This is a genomic window from bacterium, assembly GCA_021372535.1.
Taxonomy (GTDB): Bacteria; Latescibacterota; Latescibacteria; order Latescibacterales; family Latescibacteraceae; genus JAFGMP01.
Genome location: JAJFUH010000173.1, coordinates 1 through 19179, shown reverse-complemented (window position 1 = coordinate 19179; position 19179 = coordinate 1). Strand labels below are relative to the sequence as shown.

The 19179-nt window shown below is 48.7% G+C and carries 20 protein-coding genes; 1 reads left to right on the top strand and 19 read right to left on the bottom strand.

Annotated features, from left to right (window positions below; translation table 11 throughout):
- Nucleotides 1–30: 30 nt before the first annotated feature.
- The 3 genes from LLG96_15240 to LLG96_15230 all read right to left on the bottom strand — a co-directional run bounded on the left by LLG96_15240 (nucleotide 31) and on the right by LLG96_15230 (nucleotide 3798).
- On the bottom strand, nucleotides 31–231 hold the full coding sequence (locus tag LLG96_15240; GenBank protein ID MCE5251563.1) for a hypothetical protein: 201 nt from the start codon (nucleotides 229–231) through the stop codon (nucleotides 31–33).
- An 85-nt stretch (nucleotides 232–316) separates the two neighbouring features.
- Nucleotides 317–1990 carry a capsule assembly Wzi family protein gene (locus LLG96_15235; protein MCE5251562.1) on the bottom strand — a complete coding sequence of 558 codons (1674 nt, stop codon included), beginning with the start codon at nucleotides 1988–1990 and terminating at the stop codon, nucleotides 317–319.
- Nucleotides 1987–3798, bottom strand: a complete 1812-nt coding sequence (locus LLG96_15230; GenBank protein MCE5251561.1) for a TonB-dependent receptor — start codon at nucleotides 3796–3798, stop codon at nucleotides 1987–1989. Before LLG96_15230 ends, LLG96_15235 begins: the two co-directional genes overlap by 4 nt.
- Before the next feature lie 157 nt (nucleotides 3799–3955).
- Here LLG96_15230 and LLG96_15225 point away from each other — a divergent pair, with 157 nt between their 5' ends.
- Nucleotides 3956–5197, top strand: coding sequence for an HD-GYP domain-containing protein (locus LLG96_15225; protein ID MCE5251560.1), 1242 nt, complete (start codon nucleotides 3956–3958; stop codon nucleotides 5195–5197).
- A 164-nt stretch (nucleotides 5198–5361) separates the two neighbouring features.
- On the opposite strand, the gene LLG96_15220 is transcribed toward LLG96_15225, so the two are convergent.
- From LLG96_15220 to trpD, 16 genes are all read right to left on the bottom strand, one after another.
- Nucleotides 5362–6165 (bottom strand): amidohydrolase family protein, encoded by an 804-nt coding sequence (locus LLG96_15220; GenBank protein ID MCE5251559.1) that lies wholly within the window; start codon nucleotides 6163–6165, stop codon nucleotides 5362–5364.
- A complete protein-coding gene (locus LLG96_15215) occupies nucleotides 6162–6920 on the bottom strand; it encodes an amidohydrolase (protein ID MCE5251558.1) in 759 nt (252 codons plus the stop codon). The genes LLG96_15220 and LLG96_15215 overlap by 4 nt, the downstream gene beginning before the upstream one ends.
- A 342-nt stretch (nucleotides 6921–7262) precedes the next feature.
- On the bottom strand, nucleotides 7263–8765 hold the full coding sequence (locus LLG96_15210; protein MCE5251557.1) for a sodium/solute symporter: 1503 nt from the start codon (nucleotides 8763–8765) through the stop codon (nucleotides 7263–7265).
- Between the two features lie 316 nt (nucleotides 8766–9081).
- Nucleotides 9082–9543 (bottom strand): hypothetical protein, encoded by a 462-nt coding sequence (locus LLG96_15205; protein MCE5251556.1) that lies wholly within the window; start codon nucleotides 9541–9543, stop codon nucleotides 9082–9084.
- 160 nt (nucleotides 9544–9703) lie between these two features.
- Nucleotides 9704–10138 (bottom strand): PTS sugar transporter subunit IIA, encoded by a 435-nt coding sequence (locus tag LLG96_15200; GenBank protein MCE5251555.1) that lies wholly within the window; start codon nucleotides 10136–10138, stop codon nucleotides 9704–9706.
- 107 nt (nucleotides 10139–10245) lie between these two features.
- The gene (locus LLG96_15195) at nucleotides 10246–10596 is read right to left on the bottom strand and encodes a hypothetical protein (GenBank protein MCE5251554.1); all 351 of its coding nucleotides are present in this window, start codon (nucleotides 10594–10596) and stop codon (nucleotides 10246–10248) included.
- Complete coding sequence (locus tag LLG96_15190) at nucleotides 10593–11825, bottom strand: cation:proton antiporter (GenBank protein ID MCE5251553.1); 1233 nt, start codon at nucleotides 11823–11825, stop codon at nucleotides 10593–10595. Before LLG96_15190 ends, LLG96_15195 begins: the two co-directional genes overlap by 4 nt.
- A 1-nt stretch (nucleotide 11826) precedes the next feature.
- On the bottom strand, nucleotides 11827–12276 hold the full coding sequence (locus LLG96_15185; GenBank protein MCE5251552.1) for a PTS sugar transporter subunit IIA: 450 nt from the start codon (nucleotides 12274–12276) through the stop codon (nucleotides 11827–11829).
- 436 nt (nucleotides 12277–12712) lie between these two features.
- The gene (locus LLG96_15180; protein MCE5251551.1) at nucleotides 12713–12883 is read right to left on the bottom strand and encodes a 4Fe-4S binding protein; all 171 of its coding nucleotides are present in this window, start codon (nucleotides 12881–12883) and stop codon (nucleotides 12713–12715) included.
- A gap of 207 nt (nucleotides 12884–13090) precedes the next feature.
- Nucleotides 13091–13375 (bottom strand): chorismate mutase, encoded by a 285-nt coding sequence (locus tag LLG96_15175; protein MCE5251550.1) that lies wholly within the window; start codon nucleotides 13373–13375, stop codon nucleotides 13091–13093.
- A gap of 16 nt (nucleotides 13376–13391) precedes the next feature.
- Nucleotides 13392–14192 carry a tryptophan synthase subunit alpha gene (trpA, locus tag LLG96_15170; protein ID MCE5251549.1) on the bottom strand — a complete coding sequence of 267 codons (801 nt, stop codon included), beginning with the start codon at nucleotides 14190–14192 and terminating at the stop codon, nucleotides 13392–13394.
- 4 nt (nucleotides 14193–14196) lie between these two features.
- A complete protein-coding gene (gene trpB / locus LLG96_15165; protein MCE5251548.1) occupies nucleotides 14197–15399 on the bottom strand; it encodes a tryptophan synthase subunit beta in 1203 nt (400 codons plus the stop codon).
- The gene (locus LLG96_15160; GenBank protein ID MCE5251547.1) at nucleotides 15396–16022 is read right to left on the bottom strand and encodes a phosphoribosylanthranilate isomerase; all 627 of its coding nucleotides are present in this window, start codon (nucleotides 16020–16022) and stop codon (nucleotides 15396–15398) included. Before LLG96_15160 ends, trpB begins: the two co-directional genes overlap by 4 nt.
- Nucleotides 16023–16365: 343 nt before the next feature.
- The gene (locus tag LLG96_15155; protein MCE5251546.1) at nucleotides 16366–17748 is read right to left on the bottom strand and encodes a TrpB-like pyridoxal phosphate-dependent enzyme; all 1383 of its coding nucleotides are present in this window, start codon (nucleotides 17746–17748) and stop codon (nucleotides 16366–16368) included.
- 66 nt (nucleotides 17749–17814) lie between these two features.
- Nucleotides 17815–18606, bottom strand: coding sequence for an indole-3-glycerol phosphate synthase TrpC (gene trpC, locus LLG96_15150; GenBank protein MCE5251545.1), 792 nt, complete (start codon nucleotides 18604–18606; stop codon nucleotides 17815–17817).
- Nucleotides 18603–19179 (bottom strand): anthranilate phosphoribosyltransferase (gene trpD / locus LLG96_15145; GenBank protein MCE5251544.1); only part of this gene is annotated, 577 nt, incomplete at its 5' end. The genes trpD and trpC, both read right to left, overlap by 4 nt.

Here is a 19179-nt window from a genome sequence, read left to right as displayed (position 1 = left end):
ATATTCATATACATGTTTAAGGCTTCCCTCTTAATTTCCGGCATCAATACAACGGTCGGAAACATACTCCCAGTGCCCGAATCCGCGCTCAAGCCGCTTTCTGAAAACACGCATTATCTGACGGGAATCAGCCGTGTTTTCAGGAGCTATCTCATCCACGACAGCTTTCAGAACACGGGCGAAATTCTCATCCAGCTCCTCAACCAGTACCTCCATGTTTACTCGAGCCATACTACCTCCGCGTTGTCATATATCGTTTTTACGGTGATTATTGATGTTCGTGATTTTTCCCGCATGACAATCGAAAAGGGATATACTATTGGTTTAATCCCAGGGAAAACCGGTAAACGTTTATTTTCTTTCCGTCACAGTCTTCATACGTGTAACCCAGGCGCAGAACGAGCTGCCAGAGGAATTCATACGAGAAATCGACTCCTCCCGCATAAACCTTCTCCAGATCGCCGTCGAGAAAATGGGCTTTGGTCGGATCGGTGTCCCTGTGTCCCCGAAGGGCATCACCTCCGATGTTTGTCCCGGGAGGATTTGCGCCGTGACGGCTCTTCTCCAGCGTAAGGATTGTATGAAACCTTCGCGAGAACCGCTTGCGCACCTGAAAGAACAGAACATCGGTATTCGGCCCCGAATAATAACCCAGGACATCGCCGTAATGATTATATCCGTTTATGGGGAACTTATGGGAATATACCCATGGATCGATCCGCGAATACTCGATTCTTATATCGGCATCCCTGAAGCCGAACGGTTCCACGAGAAACGACCCGATCTGACAGGCGAATTTATTACCGTACCAGTCGGTACCGAGTTTCCCCATCGATATATCGTCGAACATGAACTCGCCGTATATGGAATGCGCGCGGTGAACCAGAAGGCGGAAATCCATACCCATCACCGAGTTGTCATGGTCGCCGGATGAGTGTTCCGCACTTTTGAGAAACATGACCGGGCTCAGGTAAGCCAGGTCCCACCTGCCTCCGTATATGACCGTTTCATACAATCCTATGCTGAGCCGTCTGGTCACATTTAATTCCACGCGGTGACCGCTCATGTGTTTTTTTACGGTTACCGAATCGGTGCCGGCTCCGGGAGGATTATTGTAATACCATCGTGCAACCGGTGGATACTGTTCGAGTTCTGCGGCAAAAAAGGTGAATTTCAGACGCCAGAAACCGGTATCGAACCGGAACATATCGTACGGAGAAGCGTAATCCGATAATCCGAGCGTACCTGTCGTTCCTCTACCCCATCTGGTACGTCCTCTTCCCAGCGAGAGGAGGAATGGCCCGCTCGAATACGTCAGATGGGCGTTTGTTTCATCAAATTCGGCGCGATCCCCCTTGAAGCTGACATATCCCCGACCCGGCATGGTCGTCACTTTCGTATCGTTATACTCCCGGTTTCCCCATTCCTTCGAGTCACGGGTATCGATATAAAATCCGACATGATCGCCAACCGTGCCGCGAAGAGCGAAACCGTTGCTGTCTGTATAAACACGGTCATCCTTCGTGAATGATTTCGAGGTGCGTATCTCAGCGTTCCGAACGATGACAGGATCCACATAAAGCGAATAGTTATCGCCCGAAGCGCTGAACATGTTTCGCCGGTTGCGGTATACAAAGCCTTTAAGAAAACCCGGCATATGCCGGACAGGGCCATAATCGTCCCATACCATTCCCTTCCGCGACGGGATATCCGGCCGGAATTCCGCCATCAGACATTCGTACTCACTTTTATCGGCGGGCGACAATACCGTTGATTTGTCCGAAATCCGGGTTAAAAGCGCCGCGATCTCTCCCCGCGTAAACGGTTTCGTCCCCAGAAATGCCCCGGAGAAAAAATAATGTAGTTCCATTCGTTCCAGAAAATCATATACCCGATGAGAAACCGGAACATATGTTGTCGCATCCCCCCAGCCGGAAACGCTCAGAAATACTGCCATAATCAGGACAGGGATTATAATCTTCAATCTCATCGATTATACTCCAGTCGAAAGGTATACCATCTCCCCGGTGCAGGAAGCCCCGGGAAAACATCATAACGGTCATTCAAAAGGTTGCGGACCGTAATCACCGGAGTGAAATTCCCGAACGGTCTCGTACACGAAACCGTCACCGGAATCCGCGAATCACCATGAAGCCGCTCCTCATAACGGACCGTGAAAGAGCAGTTCGTCTTCAGGGGCAGAATCCCTGTCACAGCCCCGGTAATCGATCTCGCCGCAGAATTGAGAATATATTTAGATTCCACACCCTGTCTGCGCTCCACCGATTGATTCAGAACCATTCCCGAAACACGGAATATCCAGGTTTCTGTCATCGAAACACGGGCGTTCATTTCGATACCGGGAGTATTTATTTTACCGTGATTTTCAGCCTTCCATTCCGTTTCTCCCTCCCAGCGGATCCAGTCTATCACATCTGAGGATTCACGGGCAAACAGGACCATTCCGTATGAAATCCGCTCTCCGGTGTGATCGAGTCCGGCTTCGACGGAGCGGCTGTATTCGGACCTGAGATCAGGATTTCCCCTGTTGGCGGGGCTGTTATAGTATAACTCGGTGTATGTGGGGGAACGAAAGGATTTTTCCGCTCTGAGCCTGAAACGGGTGGAAAAAGTGACCGGGACGGATATCCCCACTCCCTGGGTAAAGCAGTGTTCGTCTCTGAAACCGCTGTCATACCGCAGCGAGACCGATACCTGAGCTTTTGAGGCATCGGCGGTCAATTCGCCGTACATGGCATTGTTCCGGTCCGAACGCACATCGAGACTGCCGCTCATTATCCCTGTCCGCTCGGTCTCAAAACCTACAATCGCAGAATATATGTTTGTCGGGTATGTGAGATATTCGCCGGAATAAACAAAACTACTGTTGTAATGGGTATTCCGGTAGTCTTCGGGATTGTCCCGGTCGAGAAGAAAATCATCTCCATGACCCCGTGCACCTGCCCTGATTCTGACCAGATTGCGTGAATTGATCGTCTGCTGAAAGCTGATGCCGCCAAGCAGTGTCAGCGTCTTCTCAAATGACGGATACAGCGAATAAAAGCCCTCTGCGCCGAACCGTTTGTCGAGAATCCCCATATTCCAGCCGATTTTTACCGTATCAGACCGATACGAGCCCATTATATCGGCTTCAGTGCTTTCATAATCCGTCCCCCGCTTATATCCGTCCGATATCCCGCGTTTTACATTTACCGACATGTCCGAACTGCCCCGTGAATAACTCAATCCGGCTGATGTTCCGGTGCTTCCGAATGAACCGACCGAGACTGAGCCGTTTACACCCCGATCGGAATCGCCGGTTATTATATTAATTACACCGCCGGTTGCACGTGAACCATACATGGTGGATCCACCGCCGCGGAGCACCTCGATTTTCTCGACACGGGAAAGATCAGCCGGAATATCCATGGTAAAATGACCGGTCTGCGGATCACGGACTTCTATCCCGTTCACGAGGATGAGCACTCCCTCGCTGGACGATCCCCTGATGCTTATATCAGCCTGACTTCCCGGCGTTCCCCGTTCACGGACGTCAATCGAAGCGATGAGACTGAGGAGTTCCGGTATTGTTCCGGCCTGCAGAGCGGTAATCTCATCCCTTGTTAAAACCAGCGATTCCGTTCCGCGTGAGTTTATAAACCTTCCGGAGCGCTGTGAAGTGACAAGTACTTCCGGCAGAACAGGGGTATCATCACATAGGGCATTGAAATTATTAAAGAAAATTAAGTTTATAACCGATAATATACATGTAATGAGCTTTTTTGTGATATAAATCACTAAAATCTCCGTTGAATAAGGTATAATACCTGTAAGAAAGAAAAAATACTGTTTATTCCCGAAAAAATAACTTGACTGTAACATTCGGGAAATACATTTTTTAAATATTATCTATCGAGTCATACATAATCTAAGTTATTATCTGTTGGAGAATACCGTGGCCATTAAAAAGATTGATATCGGGAAACTTAAATCCGGGATGGTGCTTGCCGATAATGTTTACGGTGAGATTAAAGGTAATAAAGTCCTTTTAATGGCAAAAAATACCTTGATTTCAAATGACGGTCAGGTCCGGCGCCTTATCGACGGTAATATCAAGTTTGTCGAAATTGATACCGACAGAGGTGCCGATACCTTTCTTTCCCTGACCCAGCAGAAAAAATGGGACGATGTCGTTAAAGAAACAAAAGATGTCAAAACAGTCGATCAGCTCCTCTCGCGTCACATTTCCAACTTTATCAATTCAGTTACCACAACAATCATGAAAACCCATACTTCGCGGTTGTACATCAATGAAGAGCCGGTATCTTCGATTATCAAGGAGATGATTATTTTCGTCGAAAACCATACCGACATACTTCTTGCAATGATACGGCTGAAATCCTTGAATGAATATACATTTAATCATTCCATCAATACAACCGTTTTATGTATCTCCATCGCCAATTCACTCGGTTTCAAATACAACGACATCGTACGGTTTGCCACAGGGACTTTCCTTGCGGATGTCGGTATGTCGAGCTATCCTTCAAAGATGGTTTCAAGGCCATCGGGTCTTGCGAAAAAAGAAATAGAAGAGATTCAGAAACATCCGGCATATGCGGTGGAATTCCTGAAAAAAAACGGAATCGACGATCCACTCATAGAAGCGATTATTCTTCAGCACCATGAGCGTTTTGACGGTTCCGGGTATCCCTACGGGCTCAAGGATGAGGAAATACATCCTATTTCCAAGCTTTTCGCAATTGCCGATGTGTATGTCGCCATGACTTCTTCACGGCCGCACAGACCGGGAATACCGCCGCATATGGTTTTAGGAGAGATTCACAAGATGTCCGGAACCCTTTTCGATCCCAAGATGAAAGATTACTTCATCAAACATGTTGGCGTTTACCCGGCGGGAAATATGGTCGAATTGACAAGCGGAAATGTCGCGATTGTGGTTTCACAGAATAAATCAGATCCTCTCAGACCGCTGGTAATAGTATTCCAGAAAGCCAGAAAGCTTTCGGCATCTTCTGCCGGGATTTCCGCTCAACGTGACCTGCTTTCAATCAAACGGGGTGCATGGGAGCTCGTCGATCTCAGCACGGATGACGGCAGATTCGGAAAAATCGTGCGCGGAGTCGATCACCGTAAGTACAATATCAACATAAATTCATATCTCATACAGGTATAAAATACTTCAACATCTCCATCTTCCCATCCCATCCATCAGGCGCGATACATCCATTCCATACTGAATGCCCGTGTACATTTCAATGGAAAATAGCGTTTGTCGATACCATTTTATTTAATAATTGACCGGCAGGGTGGCGAAAAAGAGATTTTTTCACAGCCCTCTTAATCGAATCTGAAATATTTTCGTGCATTTCCTCCGACAATCTTCATCCTGTCCTCGTTCGATATTTCGGCCAGAAACAGTCTTCCAATCTGCGGCCTGGGATCGATGAAGGGATTGTCAGTCCCGAAAAGCACACGGTCGGCTCCGACCGTTTTAACAAGATATTCGACCTGTCTGGCCGGACACATCGAGAGCGTGAGATCAAAAAAGATATTGGGAATGTTCCCGGCAAGATCTATCCCATGCGGAGTACCATATGGCCCGCCGGAATGGCCCATGATCCAGTTTACCTCAGGGTATTCCCTGGCCATGTTGACAAACTGCTCCTGACTCCCGTACGGATCGTTGTCGAGCCATACATGCACGAGGATGAAGAGCTTGCGCGCCGAAGCATACTCATAGATACTCCTCATCCTCCGGTCGTCCATCTTGCATTTTGCAAGGACGGGATGAATCTTGATGAGGAGCATATCCTTTTCCACGCTGAAACACCGGTCGAGCTCCTCGATGGAAAGCTCAGGATAATTACCGTTTACAATACAGGCGCCGTAGAGACGGCCGCGGTGCGAGCGTATTGCATCAATCGTCATGGTGTTACCGAGAACCAGATCGACGGAAATCCCCGGATTAGCGGAAATCACTGTCTTATCGATTCCGACCATATCCATCATATGAACCATGCTGTCAGCGTCGCACAGAGGAATGTGCATGTTGAAATAAGGGCCGAGATGGGCATGAAGGTCGATAATTTCCATATCGGTAATGGGAAGTCCTTCATGAACACGTTCAAAATATTCAGTCATGTCAGGGCCTCCTGTAAAAGAGTTCTCAGTGTTCCGCCGGCGATGGCTTCCTTGTCCTCGCGTGAAATATCGGCATAGGTTATCATCGGTACAACAGCCGTACCGGTATACTGGGGCATGTTGCTGCCGAAAAGGATGGGGCGCGGCCCGAACCGCTCCACCACATCCCGTATGGTTCCCGCACCCATATACCGTGATGTCTCGACATGGAGGTTTTTATAACGCTCGAACAGAGGATAGGAAAAACGGTTATGACGGTAGCTGACATTCGTTGCAATAACCGGGAGCCGGGGATGTTTTTCCAGAATTGACTGTATGGTCTCCCACCAGACTATCTCGATATCGAGCATAAGGGGGACACGAGCCTCTTCGAGAGCATTTAAAAGATCACCGACAGTCCAGTCGGCCATGGAAAAACTGTGGAAATTATTTGTCGGATACATTCTGACAGCCCGTACACCCTTTTCTTCCATTTCTTTAAGAAGCTGCGGAGGAGGAGACATCTCTCCCGTGTGATGCGGGAGGATTATCCAGCATGGGTGCAGGCCTTCCGTCCCTTCAATGGCCTCATGAAGGAGCCGGTTTCCAAGCGGGGGGTCGGCATCACGGGCAACTGTGTGGAAGACGAGTGCTTCCTCGATACCCGCTGTCTCCATTTCACGTTTGAGTCCTGCGGCATCATGAATATCGAGGATATACGGATAGGCAACTCGTCCGACCGAGCAGTTGCAATCGAAAAATTTCAATTTTGACATGTACTTTCCCTTCAAAGGGTGGTAAAAAAAGGATCTTTCATGCGCCCGGTCCCCGAATCATTAATCGGGTATGAAATATGTCGAATTTTGCTGTCAAGGGCATGTAAATCGGCACTTCCTGCCGCCGACCCTTGATGGCTGCACAAAGCGTTTTCCCCACACGTTCAATGAACACATCGAAAGGTGATTAATGAAATACAATGGCCCTCATTACAGAATCTCAGCCGGATTTCCGCGTATGTTCAGTTTCAGCGGGGAAAACCGTTCGAGAAAGTGTTGAACCGTATCGTTTATTATAACAGAGTATTCTATCACCTCAATACTCTTAATTCCCCTTTAACCTCAGAACCACATACCGGTTTCAGTTTCTCCAAGCACTGTTTCCGATGTACGCCGCGAACAATAGCTCACGACAACCATTGTCAGAACGGACATGATAAAGGGAATAAAGCTGAAATGAAATGGCAGCCGTACCATAAATCTATCGATATACCCGAAAATTATCGCGCCCGATAATCCGATTATCATACTCCAGACGGCACCCGTTTTCGTTGCCCTCTTCCAGAACAAACCCGCCAGAATGGGTGTGACAAATACGGAGAGCATGATTCCTATACCCATCCAGATCAGCCATGCAAGCAGTTTCGGAGGATTGAGGGCAAGAAACACCGATAAAACAGCCGCAACGAATACCACTATTCTGCTGACCTTGATAACACCGGCATCGGAGGTGTCACGTTTGAACAGATTACGGTATATATCCCAGGCGAAGGAAGAACCGATGGTCAGAAGCAGCCTGTCGGTCGTCGACATAACAGCGGCAAGAACAATCATACCGAAAAATGTCCAGAAAAAAGGCCCGAAACTGTGCTCGACAGCAACAATAAAACAGAAGTCCTGGGGATTTGCAACTCCGGTCGGAAGTGAAATAATCCCATCGGCCACCATGGTTCTTGCAGCGAAACCTGCAATCTTAATCAGATAAAATATAACAACATATATTCCAAAAGCCGCCAGCGGTGACCATTTAAAATATGAGTTTTTTCGTGCCGCAAGTACATTGTTGATTACATGAGGAGCTGCCGCAAGTCCCAGCGACAGAAGCAGGGCAAACGATATTGTATAGATGGGTGTCATGAATCCGTACGGCGCATACGGCGGATGAACCTGCGGGAAAAAAATATTTACCATATGGGGATCGATGGACTTGAGGGTTTCATTGATATGGGTCAGTCCGCCGGCTTTGTAAATAATGACCGGTGTGACAAACAATACACCGAGAATGAGTATAATACCCTGTATCAGCGTTGTCCAGCTTACCGCATACAGCCCTCCCAAAAAAACATAGAATGTAACGATCACCGCGCCGACAACCACGGCCCATGTATAGGAAATGCCGATGACTCTTTGGAGGGTTATTCCCACCGCCGTATATTGCCCCACGAGATAGATAAGCGAAACGGTAAAAACGGCAAAACCGCTGATACCCCGCACAAGCCGCGGACTTTCGTAGCGGTGGACGAGATAATCCTGGAGCGTGAGATATTTATTCCGCATAGAGATGCGGTGCAGTTTTGACCCGAATAAAAGAATGGTAAGAGCGCAGCTCAAGGGGACAAAAATCTGCTCCCAGAGTGTCGGCCAGCCGGCAATGTACCCGAGACCGGAAGATCCGAGAATACTCATTCCACTCATGCAGGAAGCAATGACAAGAATTGTAAAAATCCAGAATCCCAGGTCTCTCCCGGCAACTATATATCCCTCGAAATTTTTAATCTTCCGTGACGCTGCGATACCGATCCAGATAAGAAAAACAAAATAGGCCAGCGCCAGAATCCATGACATGACTGTTTGAATCCCCACCGAAATCCTCCTTTATCACTGTGATAATATCATTATAGTTTGTGTGTTCGGAAGAATGTGCGAATCAGGAGAAATGTTTTTTGTCCGGATCGTATTTAATTCCCCATACAATGAGACCTGCAATGATAACAGCCGGCACGGCGCAATAAATCAGCGCGGTCATAACGGGTAATCCGAATACTGTTTGTTCCATGATGTTTCTCCCGGAGAAACTTGAGCTGTTTGAGAAAAAGGGACGGCCAAGTTACTGACCGTCCCCACTTCCAGATAAAACCTCTGTCATATATACTCAGTCTGATTACTTGCCTGAAGTGTCTTTATGGCACATTACACAATTGGAAATATCGTCTATCCCTTTATCGGCATGGACTTTTTTCGTATCGCTTTCAACATGATGACATCCCCAGCATTGATAGGTAAAATCGAAATCGCTGAGGTTTTTATGGCAGAATGTACAGCGCGTGGTATGATTTTTATCGAGCGGCCACTTCTGATGGGAGTATTTTGCTGCCATCCAGGTCGACTTTACATGACATTCCTCGCAATTAATACTATAACTCTTATGAAATTCATGTTCAGGCATATCACGTTTATGACATACGTAACAGGTGACTCCCTCAGGTACGGCAGGATGTCCGGTTTTTTCAATTTTTTTCGCAGAAGACGTTCCGCCAGTTCCCGGTTTCAAACCACCCGCAGCACATCCCAGGGTAACAATGACAATAAAAATGATTACAACCATAATTGATCGCTTGATCATGAATATTCCTCCATCCGCTCCTTTATAGAATCAACGATATGCTTTATTTCCCTGAATATACATATGATTTATTTCATTGACAACGCTAAAAATGAATTATTACGTGAAAAATCGAATTAATACATCATGATATATTTTATCACACCACATCTCTCCTGAATCATTCAATCGACACAAGATACTCATAAAGCCTGTCTGCACTGGAGGAATTGATAAGCTTCTGGCGAGTGTCTTCATCGGATACCGCATGGGATATGGAGGAAAGACAGGCAATATGTCCCCGCACATCATCGGTTGGAGAAATAATGAGAATCACCAGCCTGACCGGCTGACCATCGACGGAGTTATATTCGATCCCGGACGGGAAAAGTATCGCGGCGCTGACCGCAGTTTTCAGACGGTCGTTGCGGCAGTGCGGGACTGCAATTCCCAGCCCGATTCCTGTCGAAAGTTTATTCTCGCGTTCCATTATTGCGGAAGTTATTTCTTCCGTGAATGAAATATTATATGTCGTACAGACCAGATCGATTATCATATAAAGGGCTGTTTCCTTGTCAGGAGAATCATTGCATATTGATACAGCCTCTTTTTTCATATTACATAACATGGCGTAACACCTCACTCCCTGAACACGAAACACGTCATATATGCTTCACCGGCAAAAACACTGCCATGCATACGGAATCAGGGATACCTGTGATATCATCCCTCTGTAACGAAAGCCTGCCCAAGGGGAATATCGTATATCTCCCCCATCTCCGATCCGGCAAAATCGATACCCCCTTCATCCAATGCTTCGATAAGGCTTTCAACCGTATCCGGTTTTGCCACACAGGTTATCAGAATCTTGCTGAACCGTCTGCCACCCATATTGGCAAATTCGGCAAACATGGGTATGGCCTGGGAAAGATTAGCGGATCCCGATACTCCATCGATCATGGTGATAGGGCCCCCGCTGATACTCGTCATTCCGAGGATGATATCCTCGAGAGAGGAGTCATCAAACAGAACGACTACCAAAAGATGCATCCCCGTTTTAATAATGTCGTTCACTCTCTAACCTCCCTAGCTTTTATTAGGGAAATTTTAGTCAAATAAGGGCCAATAAATTCTGTAAAAAGCGTGGTAATGAGTAAAACATTTATTGTTTTCTGTGCAAGCGTAATGCCGGTGTCGCCATATTTTCCCCTGCCGAATTCCTGCTGGACAACAAGCGCAAGAGCCACAGCCGCGCCGACCTGCGGCAGGAGGGTAAATCCTACCAATTTTTGTACCTGGGGAAGCGCCCTCCCCCAGACTGCCCCGGCAAAAGCCCCGGAAAACTTCCCGGCAGCCCTGCACACGAAGTATACGAGTGATAAAAACCAGATCGAAGGGAAGCTGAAAACATTGAGATGGGCACCGCCGATAATGAAAAACAGCGCATAGAATATGGGCATGAAGTTGGAAAAGCTCGCCCTGATCCTGTTTTTAAGAAAAGGGTATACATTCACGAGAACCGCGCCGCAGGCCATATTCGCGAGCAGTTCCGAAACATTAAACCTGGAAGCGATTCCGGCGACGAGAAGAATTACGGCGGTGAGGATGAATAAAAGGTTGTCCTGATCTTTTGTGATACTGATAATTTTTGAGGCCAGAAAACTGACGGCAATTCCGATAGTCAATGAAAAAACAATCTCAATAACCGGATTAACAAGCCCCACCATTACATCGATGCGCTCACCCGCCAAATTCCCTTTTGCAATTGCAAGGGCAAACGCAAATATGATGAAAGAAATCGCATCATCGAGTCCCACCACCGCAAGCACCGTGCTGGTGAGGGGCCCTTTGGCACGGTATTGCTGAATAACCGAAACTGTCGCCGCAGGTGCGGTGGCTGACGATACCGCTCCAAGAACGAATGAAAGCGAAGCATCTTTCCAGATGACATACGTAACAGCCGACACCACAACAAACGCTGCCAATGCCTCGCAAAATCCGATAAAAACTATACTCTTCCCCAGGCTTCTTAATCGTTTCCATTCAAGCTCGGCGCCGATTGAAAGAGAGATAATGGCAAGAGCAATTTCATTGATGACCTGAAAACTATCCAGAATCTTTTCCGAATAAAGCCACCGTCCGGTAAAATCACGTCCTCCGGGAATCCAGAAAAACAACGATCCACCAAGAATAACACCGCCGACAACATAACCGGAGACCGACGGTATTTTTAACCGGGTCGCACTCATCCTCATGAGATAGGCTATAAAAAAAGCCTCGGCGAGATACAGCAGCACATTCACATCAATGTCCCTTCAGCGCCATATGGATATCTTCAGGAGTTTCGGCTTTGAGCAGGCTTTCCCGAAGGGCGGAATTTTTCAGGAGCAGCGCGATTTTTGCAAGCACGCTCAGATACTCACGGTGCGTTCCAAGCGGCGATGCGATCATGATAATAATATGAACGAGCTGATCATCAAAAGCATCATAATCCACACCCTTCTTGCTGACACCTATGGCGATGGTCATCTCCGTGACACTCTCGAGCCGCACATGTGGTATTGCAATACCGAGACCTATACTCGTACTGAGGATTTTCTCACGGTCAAAAATTGCTTTCTTTACTTCAGCACCGTCTTTAACGCTGTCTGCTTTCGCGAGAAGATCGACAATCTCCAGAAGGGCAGAGTTCTTATCGGAAGCATCGATAATTTTGATACGATCCAGCGATATCATATCGAAAATTTTTCTCATGACATCCCCTTTCATTCATCAGAAAACAGTTATCGGTCAAAAACAAGTTTATCGGTTTCTGGTTTCCCGTTTCCGGTGTAAAAGAACAAAAATCCTGATTATTAGCCGCAGGATATCGTTTTAAACCATAGACAATAAACTCCTTAACTCTGCAAATGTCAATAATTCTCCCCTGCTCCAGCTGCGCGGCTACACAGCACGGCAAGTCGCCGTGTCCTTCTGCCAGGGAGGATACCCAAAGGGAATGGGGGCTTCTCCTCTCTTTTTTAAGAGAAAAGATTCAGGGGTGAGTTTATAATACTCTTCTTTTGTGAACTTTAATGATTGAAAACTGCCTTGAATGAATAAATTAAAAGGTTCATCATGAAATACAGCTAAAATGAAAAATCCCCGCCCTGCAGAACAGACAGCGGGGATTGTATATTCAGGTGTCAACTTAACCGGCTGAAATTGCCTCGACCGGACATTCGTCCACGCAGGCTCCGCAATCGATGCAGATATCGGGATCTATATGGTATTTATCTTCACCTTCAGAAATTGCTTCCGATGGACAAGCGCCAGCACAGGTGCCACAGGAAATGCATTCGTCAGAAATTACATGTGCCATGTTTTTCTCCTTACAAAATGAATCGGTTAAAATATACGTTTAATAGTTACTGGTTTTCTTTTACCGTTTGAAAAGGCATTGACCGGTATTTCCGGCTATAGAGCATTGTTTACATAAACCATAAACTATAAACCATGACTGTATGATACTAAATTTCGCCGTGAATTTACCATGTTCGGAACATAAACACAAGTAAAAAATTGGATTTTATTGAGAAAGCCCATGCTGGCCGGTATTTTTTTCGAGGTCCCTGCATTCTTCGATGATACGTTTGAAAATTCTCAATAAGGCATGATCCGAGAGCGGTCCCTTGTTTTTCTGGAAAACGTTGGTAAATACTTCCCGTTCCCGAACCGGGTTAAAAACCTTCATACCATTCATGGCTTTGATCTTGCCGATTTCCAAAGCGCATCGGGCTCGTTCGTTAAGAAGCTCGACCATACGGGTATCGATTTCGTCAATACGTTCGCGCCAACCGGCAATATCATCCATAACTGTTTTACTCCTTTCAATGGTGATAGGTGGATGATGCGAGCGTTCCCACATAAGCACCCACCTCTTTTTCAAATCCCGGTCTGGAACCCAGATCGCCAATCTTGCGTACGATCGAGCTTCCGACAATCACACCATCGGCGTACCGGGCGATTTCACGGACATGGTCAGGGGTAGAAATACCGAAACCGACCGCTACCGGGACTTTAGTTCTGGCCTTTATGGCGCCGACTTTATCGGGAATGCTCCTGGCAATCGACTCCCGTTCTCCGGTTACACCCATCTGTGACACATAATATACAAAACCGGTGGCGTTTTCTGCAATCATTTCCAGTCGTTCCTCAGGAGTAACCGGTGAAACGAGAAAAACAGTCGCAAGATGCTTCTCATCCATGAGATGCTTGTATTCACCCGCTTCTTCCGGGGGCAGATCGAGCACCAGCGCGCCGTCCAGACCGGAATCCGCCGCATCGTTCACAAACCGTTCGAGACCATATGCCAACAGGGAGTTGTAGTAGGTAAAAAATATAATCGGAATCTGCGATTCTTTCCGTAATTCACGGATCATTCCGAGAATCTGCCCGATGTTAACACCGGATTTCAGGGCGCGCATCGCCGCTTCCTGGTTGACCGGGCCATCGGCCACAGGATCGGAAAACGGAACGCCGAGCTCAATAATATCGACACCCTGCGTTTCAAATTCCCTTACAAGCCTCATCGTTGATTCGAGTGAAGGGTCACCGGCGGTAATATAGGCGATAAAAACCTTCCGCCCTTGCCCCAGAGCCTCTGAAAATCGTTTCTCCATTCTTCCCATATCGTTATTCCCCTAATTTTATGATTTCTATCGCGGTATTGACATCCTTGTCGCCTCGTCCGCTGAGATTGATAATCATGATCCGATCCTTGCCCATCTTCGGTGCGATTTTGACAGCATGGGCAACGGCATGAGCGCTTTCGAGCGCGGGGATTATTCCCTCTTTCTCCGAAAGAAGACGGAAAGCCGCCATGCATTCCTCATCGGTCGCATAGGTATACTCGGCACGGCCTTTTTTCATGAGCATGACATGCTCAGGACCGACCGAGGGGTAATCGAGACCCGCTGAAACCGAGTGCGTAGGGCTGATCTGGCCGTGTTCATCCTGGAGAACGTACGTATAAACGCCATGCAGAACTCCCGGTCTGCCCGTAAGGAACCGCGCGGCATGCTCCCCGTAACCGCTGCCCTTGCCGCCCGCCTCGACTCCGATCATGCGGACCGACTCATCCCCGAGAAACTCATGGAAAAGCCCTATGGCGTTCGACCCCCCGCCCACACAGGCAACGAGCACATCGGGAAGCCGTCCTTCCTTTTCCAGAATCTGTTCGCGCGCCTCACGGCCGATAACGCTCTGAAAATCACGCACAAGAAGCGGAAACGGATGCGGCCCGAGCACGGTTCCGAAAATATAATAGGTGTCGCTGCAGGTCAGCGCCCAGTTTCTCATCGCCTCGTTGATGGCATCCTTGAGCGTCTGAGAGCCGGTTTTCACTTCGGTGACTGTCGAGCCGAGAAGTCTCATACGGAAAACATTGAGCGACTGCCGCCGCATGTCTTCGGATCCCATGAAAATTTCACATTTGAAACCGAAGAGCGCCGCAATTGTGGCCACCGCAACGCCGTGCTGTCCGGCGCCCGTTTCGGCTATCACCCTCGTCCTGCCCATCCGCCGCGCCAGGAGCGCCTGACCGACAGCATTGTTGATCTTGTGTGCGCCGGTATGGGTCAAATCCTCGCGTTTCAGATATATCCTGGCTCCGCCGAGATGTTCGGTGAGATTTCCCGCATAGGTAAGAGGCGTGGGACGACCGACATAATCGCGGAGAAGATCATGAAATTCCTGCTGAAACGACCAGTCGTTCCTGACCTCGTCATAGACACGCTCCATTTCCAGCAGGACCGGCATGAGCGTTTCTGGAACATATCTCCCGCCGTAAGCATCGAAATATCCTCTTTTATCGGGATATGTATCTCCTTTTTTCACCTCGTCAACTCCCTTGTTATCGCGTTAAAAAGTGCTTTCATTTTCTCCGGGTCTTTTTTACCGGGCCGTTGTTCAATTCCGCTCGAAATATCAACTCCCCATGGATTCACCACTTTCAGCGCATTACCGATATTGTCCGCGTTCAGTCCGCCCGCAAGAATGATTTTTCCATAGTGTCTGCATGCGGCAGCCTTATCCCAGTCAAAAGTTTTTCCCGTACCGCCGTATGCATCTTCATGGAAAGCGTCGAGAAGATATGCCGATACGGTGTAGCGGCCAAGTATCCCGTGATCGAAATCCGGACCCACCCGAAAGGCTTTTATGACCGGTATTCCCTGCAGCTGCCCGATATATCCGGGGCTTTCCGAGCCATGAAGCTGTACCGCACTCAGATGCGCCGTCCGGACAGTCTCCAGAACCACATCCGGGTCCTCATCGACAAAAACCCCCACACGGGTAATAAACGGCCCGAGCGAGCGAGAAATTTCAGCGGCCTTTTCCGGCGCGACCGCCCGGGGACTCGGTGGATAAAAGATGAATCCCACAGCGGATGCACCCGATTGTTCGGCAAGGACAGCATCACCGGCAGTGGTGATTCCACAGATTTTAATGTACAGTTTCATGTTCTTGTGGGATGACAGAAAAAAACCGTTGGCTCAATTTCAATGGACGATATATTCATAAATGTAATTATCATCGGGAATGGAACGCGGATATTCGCGGATTACAAGGTTTTTCATCCGTGACCTCCGTGTTCCGTAGTGATATTCTTTAATTAGTGCTCCCCTTAAAAAAAAGTGTTCCCTGTCATTCATGCTGCTATGATTAATTTTGATAAAAGTCATATTTTAGAAAAAATTCAAATCCATGTATATGTGTAATCTACTGAATTATGTGAATTTCCCGGATTACATGATAAATCATCGGGGGAGCAGGATATCGAACCCCGCTCCCTCGCAGAACCTGTTACATCCCCGGAGGAGTCACTTTGGGGAGTTTGGCAATGGATTTCTTGATCTCTTCCTCAGGGTAAGCATAATCGACAAGCTTCCCCGCAAGGTATGCATCGTAACCGCCGAGGTCGAAATGTCCATGACCGCTGTAGTTGAACGCGATGGTTTTCTTCTCGCCGGTTTTTTTGCATGCAAGCGCTTCGTTAATCGCCGCCCTGATGGCATGCGAAGTTTCCGGAGCGGGAAGCAGTCCTTCGGTACGGGCAAAGGTAACTGCTGCCTCATAGCATTCGTTCTGGTGGAACGCCACCGTCTCGATCTCTTTTTCATGCACGAGCTTGGATAAAAGCGGAGAATCACCATGATACCGTAAACCGCCAGCATGGATTCCCGCGGGGATAAAGTCATGTCCGAGCGTATACATGAGCATTGCAGGAGTCATCTGCGCCTGGTCGCCGAAATCGTAAGCGTAAACACCCTTGGTCAGTGTCGGGCATGCTGTCGGTTCGACGGCTACAACACGGATTCCGGGTTTTTTCGCCTCGCCGCGCATACGCTGACCGAGGAACGGAAAGGTGAATCCCGCCATGTTCGACCCGCCGCCGACACAGCCGATAACCACATCGGGATAATCATCGATCATCTTGAACTGTCTGATCGACTCAAGCCCGATGATGCTCTGGTGGAGAAGGACGTGATTGAGCACACTCCCGAGGGAGTACTTGGTCTTTTCATCCGCAACCGCCTCCTGAACCGCTTCGCTGATCGCGATTCCAAGACTTCCCGGACAGTCGGGATCAATCGCGAGCATTTTACGGCCCGCATCGGTCCTGTTGGACGGGCTCGGAATGACCTCGGCGCCCCATACATGCATGAGGGATTTGCGGTACGGTTTTTGTTCGTAACTGACCTTCACCATGAACACCGTGCATTTTATTCCGAACATGTTGCAGGCAAACGAAAGGGCACTTCCCCACTGACCTGCTCCCGTCTCAGTCGTGATGTTCTTAATACCCTCACGTTTGTTGTAATAAGCCTGCGCCACTGCTGTATTCGGCTTATGCGATCCCGGAGGAGAGACACTCTCGTTCTTATAAAAGATTTTCGCCGGGGTTCCGAGATATTCCTCGAGGCGACGGGCGCGAACGAGGGGAGTCGGCCGCCAGATGGAGAGAATTTCCATAACCTCTTCGGGGATATCTATCCAGCGTTCGGGCGACATTTCCTGCTCGAGCACACCCATGGGGAATACCGGCAGGAGGTCCGCCGGGCCGGCCGGTTTGTTCGTAACGGCATTCATCGGCGGTGCCGGAGGATTGTCCGGAAGCATTTCCGCAACAATGTTGTACCATTGCTTCGGCATCTCGGTCGAAGGCAGGTTGATCTGGTTACTCATGTAGCTCCCTCCTTGTGATGGTTTGATGTGAAGTGTTGCTTCTTGTGTTGTATTACAGTGCACCATTTATTTTCGCGGCACTGCTTCCGAAAGCTCCCTGACTTTCAGGGACATGTTTCGTTCACGCATAATCGCTTCTCCGACCAGCACTGCATCCGCACCCATATTGTGTACGGTTCGCACATCATCGGCGGTATTAATTCCGCTTTCGCTCACGAGGAGTGCATTCCCCGGCGCCTGTGATGCAAGTTGCTCGGTCGCCGAGAGGTCGGTAACAAATGTACTGAGGTTACGGTTATTGATGCCGATCAGGCTGACACCGAGATCGCGCACCCTCGCCATCTCTTCATTATCATGCACTTCAACAAGACTGTCAAGGGACAATCCCGCGGAAAGTTCGATAAAATCTTTCATCCGCTCGTCGTCGAGTACTGCGGCTATCAGGAGCACCGCATCGGCGCCGAAAACCCGGGCCTCGTAAATCTGGTATGGATCGATGATAAAATCTTTCCTCAGAATCGGCAGCGAGCATACCTTCCGCACCCTGTCGAGCCGTTCAAGGCTGCCCTTGAAAAATCGCTCATCGGTGAGGACAGATATGCACGAAGCGCCGTTTTCCTCATATATCCGGGCGACATCCTCGACCGTTACATCATCGCGGATAATCCCTTTCGAGGGCGAAGCGGTTTTTATCTCCGCTATAAGCGCGCACCCTTTCCTCCCGATCGCCTCGGCGAAACCCCGTACAGATCCGGAAACCGTGACCATCTCTTCGAGCTCGCGCATCGAAAGGCGTTTCTTCGATTCCGCAACAAACGTCCGCTTATATGAAACGATCTCCTCAAGGATACCGGTCATGAAACGGTGAACTCCTTCAATGCATCTAATTTTTTCATCGCCGCACCCGAATCGATCGATTGCTTAGCAAGCTCGAACCCTTCCGCCGGTGAATCGGCTTTGCCCCCGGCGCAAATGGCAAAAGCAGAATTCATGAGGACAACATCACGCTGCGGCCCCTTTTCCCCGTTCAATACCGATAAGAACAGCTTAGCGTTTTCCGCCGCATCGCCTCCGGTCAGACTTTCCGGCGCAGCCCGTCCGATTCCGAAATCTTCCGGATTACATTCGAATACTGCTACGGCGCCATTTCTGACCTCCGCGATTGTGGTAGTCCCGGTCGATGTGATCTCATCGAGACCGTCGCTGCCGTGAACCACAAATGCCCTCACGCTTCCGAGCTTGGCCAGCACTCCGGCGACTTTTTCTACGAGGTCCTGGCTGTATACCCCGATGAGCTGACGGTTTGCACGGGCGGGATTGGTCATGGGCCCGAGAATGTTGAAAAACGTACGGATTCCGAGCTCGCGGCGCGGCCCGATGGCATACTTCATGGACATGTGAAGTTTCGGCGCAAAAAGAAACGCGATCCCG

What these genes read in the sequence shown, in the direction of transcription:
- LLG96_15160 (MCE5251547.1), bottom strand. Translation starts at nt 16,022, where the DNA reads ATGAAACTGTACATTAAAATCTGTGGAATCACCACTGCCGGTGATGCT.
- LLG96_15205 (MCE5251556.1), bottom strand. Translation starts at nt 9,543, where the DNA reads ATGATCAAGCGATCAATTATGGTTGTAATCATTTTTATTGTCATTGTT.
- LLG96_15185 (MCE5251552.1), bottom strand. Translation starts at nt 12,276, where the DNA reads ATGAGAAAAATTTTCGATATGATATCGCTGGATCGTATCAAAATTATC.
- trpC (MCE5251545.1), bottom strand. Translation starts at nt 18,606, where the DNA reads ATGACCGGTATCCTTGAGGAGATCGTTTCATATAAGCGGACGTTTGTT.
- LLG96_15200 (MCE5251555.1), bottom strand. Translation starts at nt 10,138, where the DNA reads ATGAAAAAAGAGGCTGTATCAATATGCAATGATTCTCCTGACAAGGAA.
- LLG96_15215 (MCE5251558.1), bottom strand. Translation starts at nt 6,920, where the DNA reads ATGTCAAAATTGAAATTTTTCGATTGCAACTGCTCGGTCGGACGAGTT.
- LLG96_15155 (MCE5251546.1), bottom strand. Translation starts at nt 17,748, where the DNA reads ATGAGTAACCAGATCAACCTGCCTTCGACCGAGATGCCGAAGCAATGG.
- trpA (MCE5251549.1), bottom strand. Translation starts at nt 14,192, where the DNA reads ATGGGAAGAATGGAGAAACGATTTTCAGAGGCTCTGGGGCAAGGGCGG.
- LLG96_15180 (MCE5251551.1), bottom strand. Translation starts at nt 12,883, where the DNA reads ATGGCACATGTAATTTCTGACGAATGCATTTCCTGTGGCACCTGTGCT.
- LLG96_15235 (MCE5251562.1), bottom strand. Translation starts at nt 1,990, where the DNA reads ATGAGATTGAAGATTATAATCCCTGTCCTGATTATGGCAGTATTTCTG.
- LLG96_15175 (MCE5251550.1), bottom strand. Translation starts at nt 13,375, where the DNA reads ATGGATGATATTGCCGGTTGGCGCGAACGTATTGACGAAATCGATACC.
- LLG96_15210 (MCE5251557.1), bottom strand. Translation starts at nt 8,765, where the DNA reads ATGTCATGGATTCTGGCGCTGGCCTATTTTGTTTTTCTTATCTGGATC.
- LLG96_15240 (MCE5251563.1), bottom strand. Translation starts at nt 231, where the DNA reads ATGGCTCGAGTAAACATGGAGGTACTGGTTGAGGAGCTGGATGAGAAT.
- LLG96_15220 (MCE5251559.1), bottom strand. Translation starts at nt 6,165, where the DNA reads ATGACTGAATATTTTGAACGTGTTCATGAAGGACTTCCCATTACCGAT.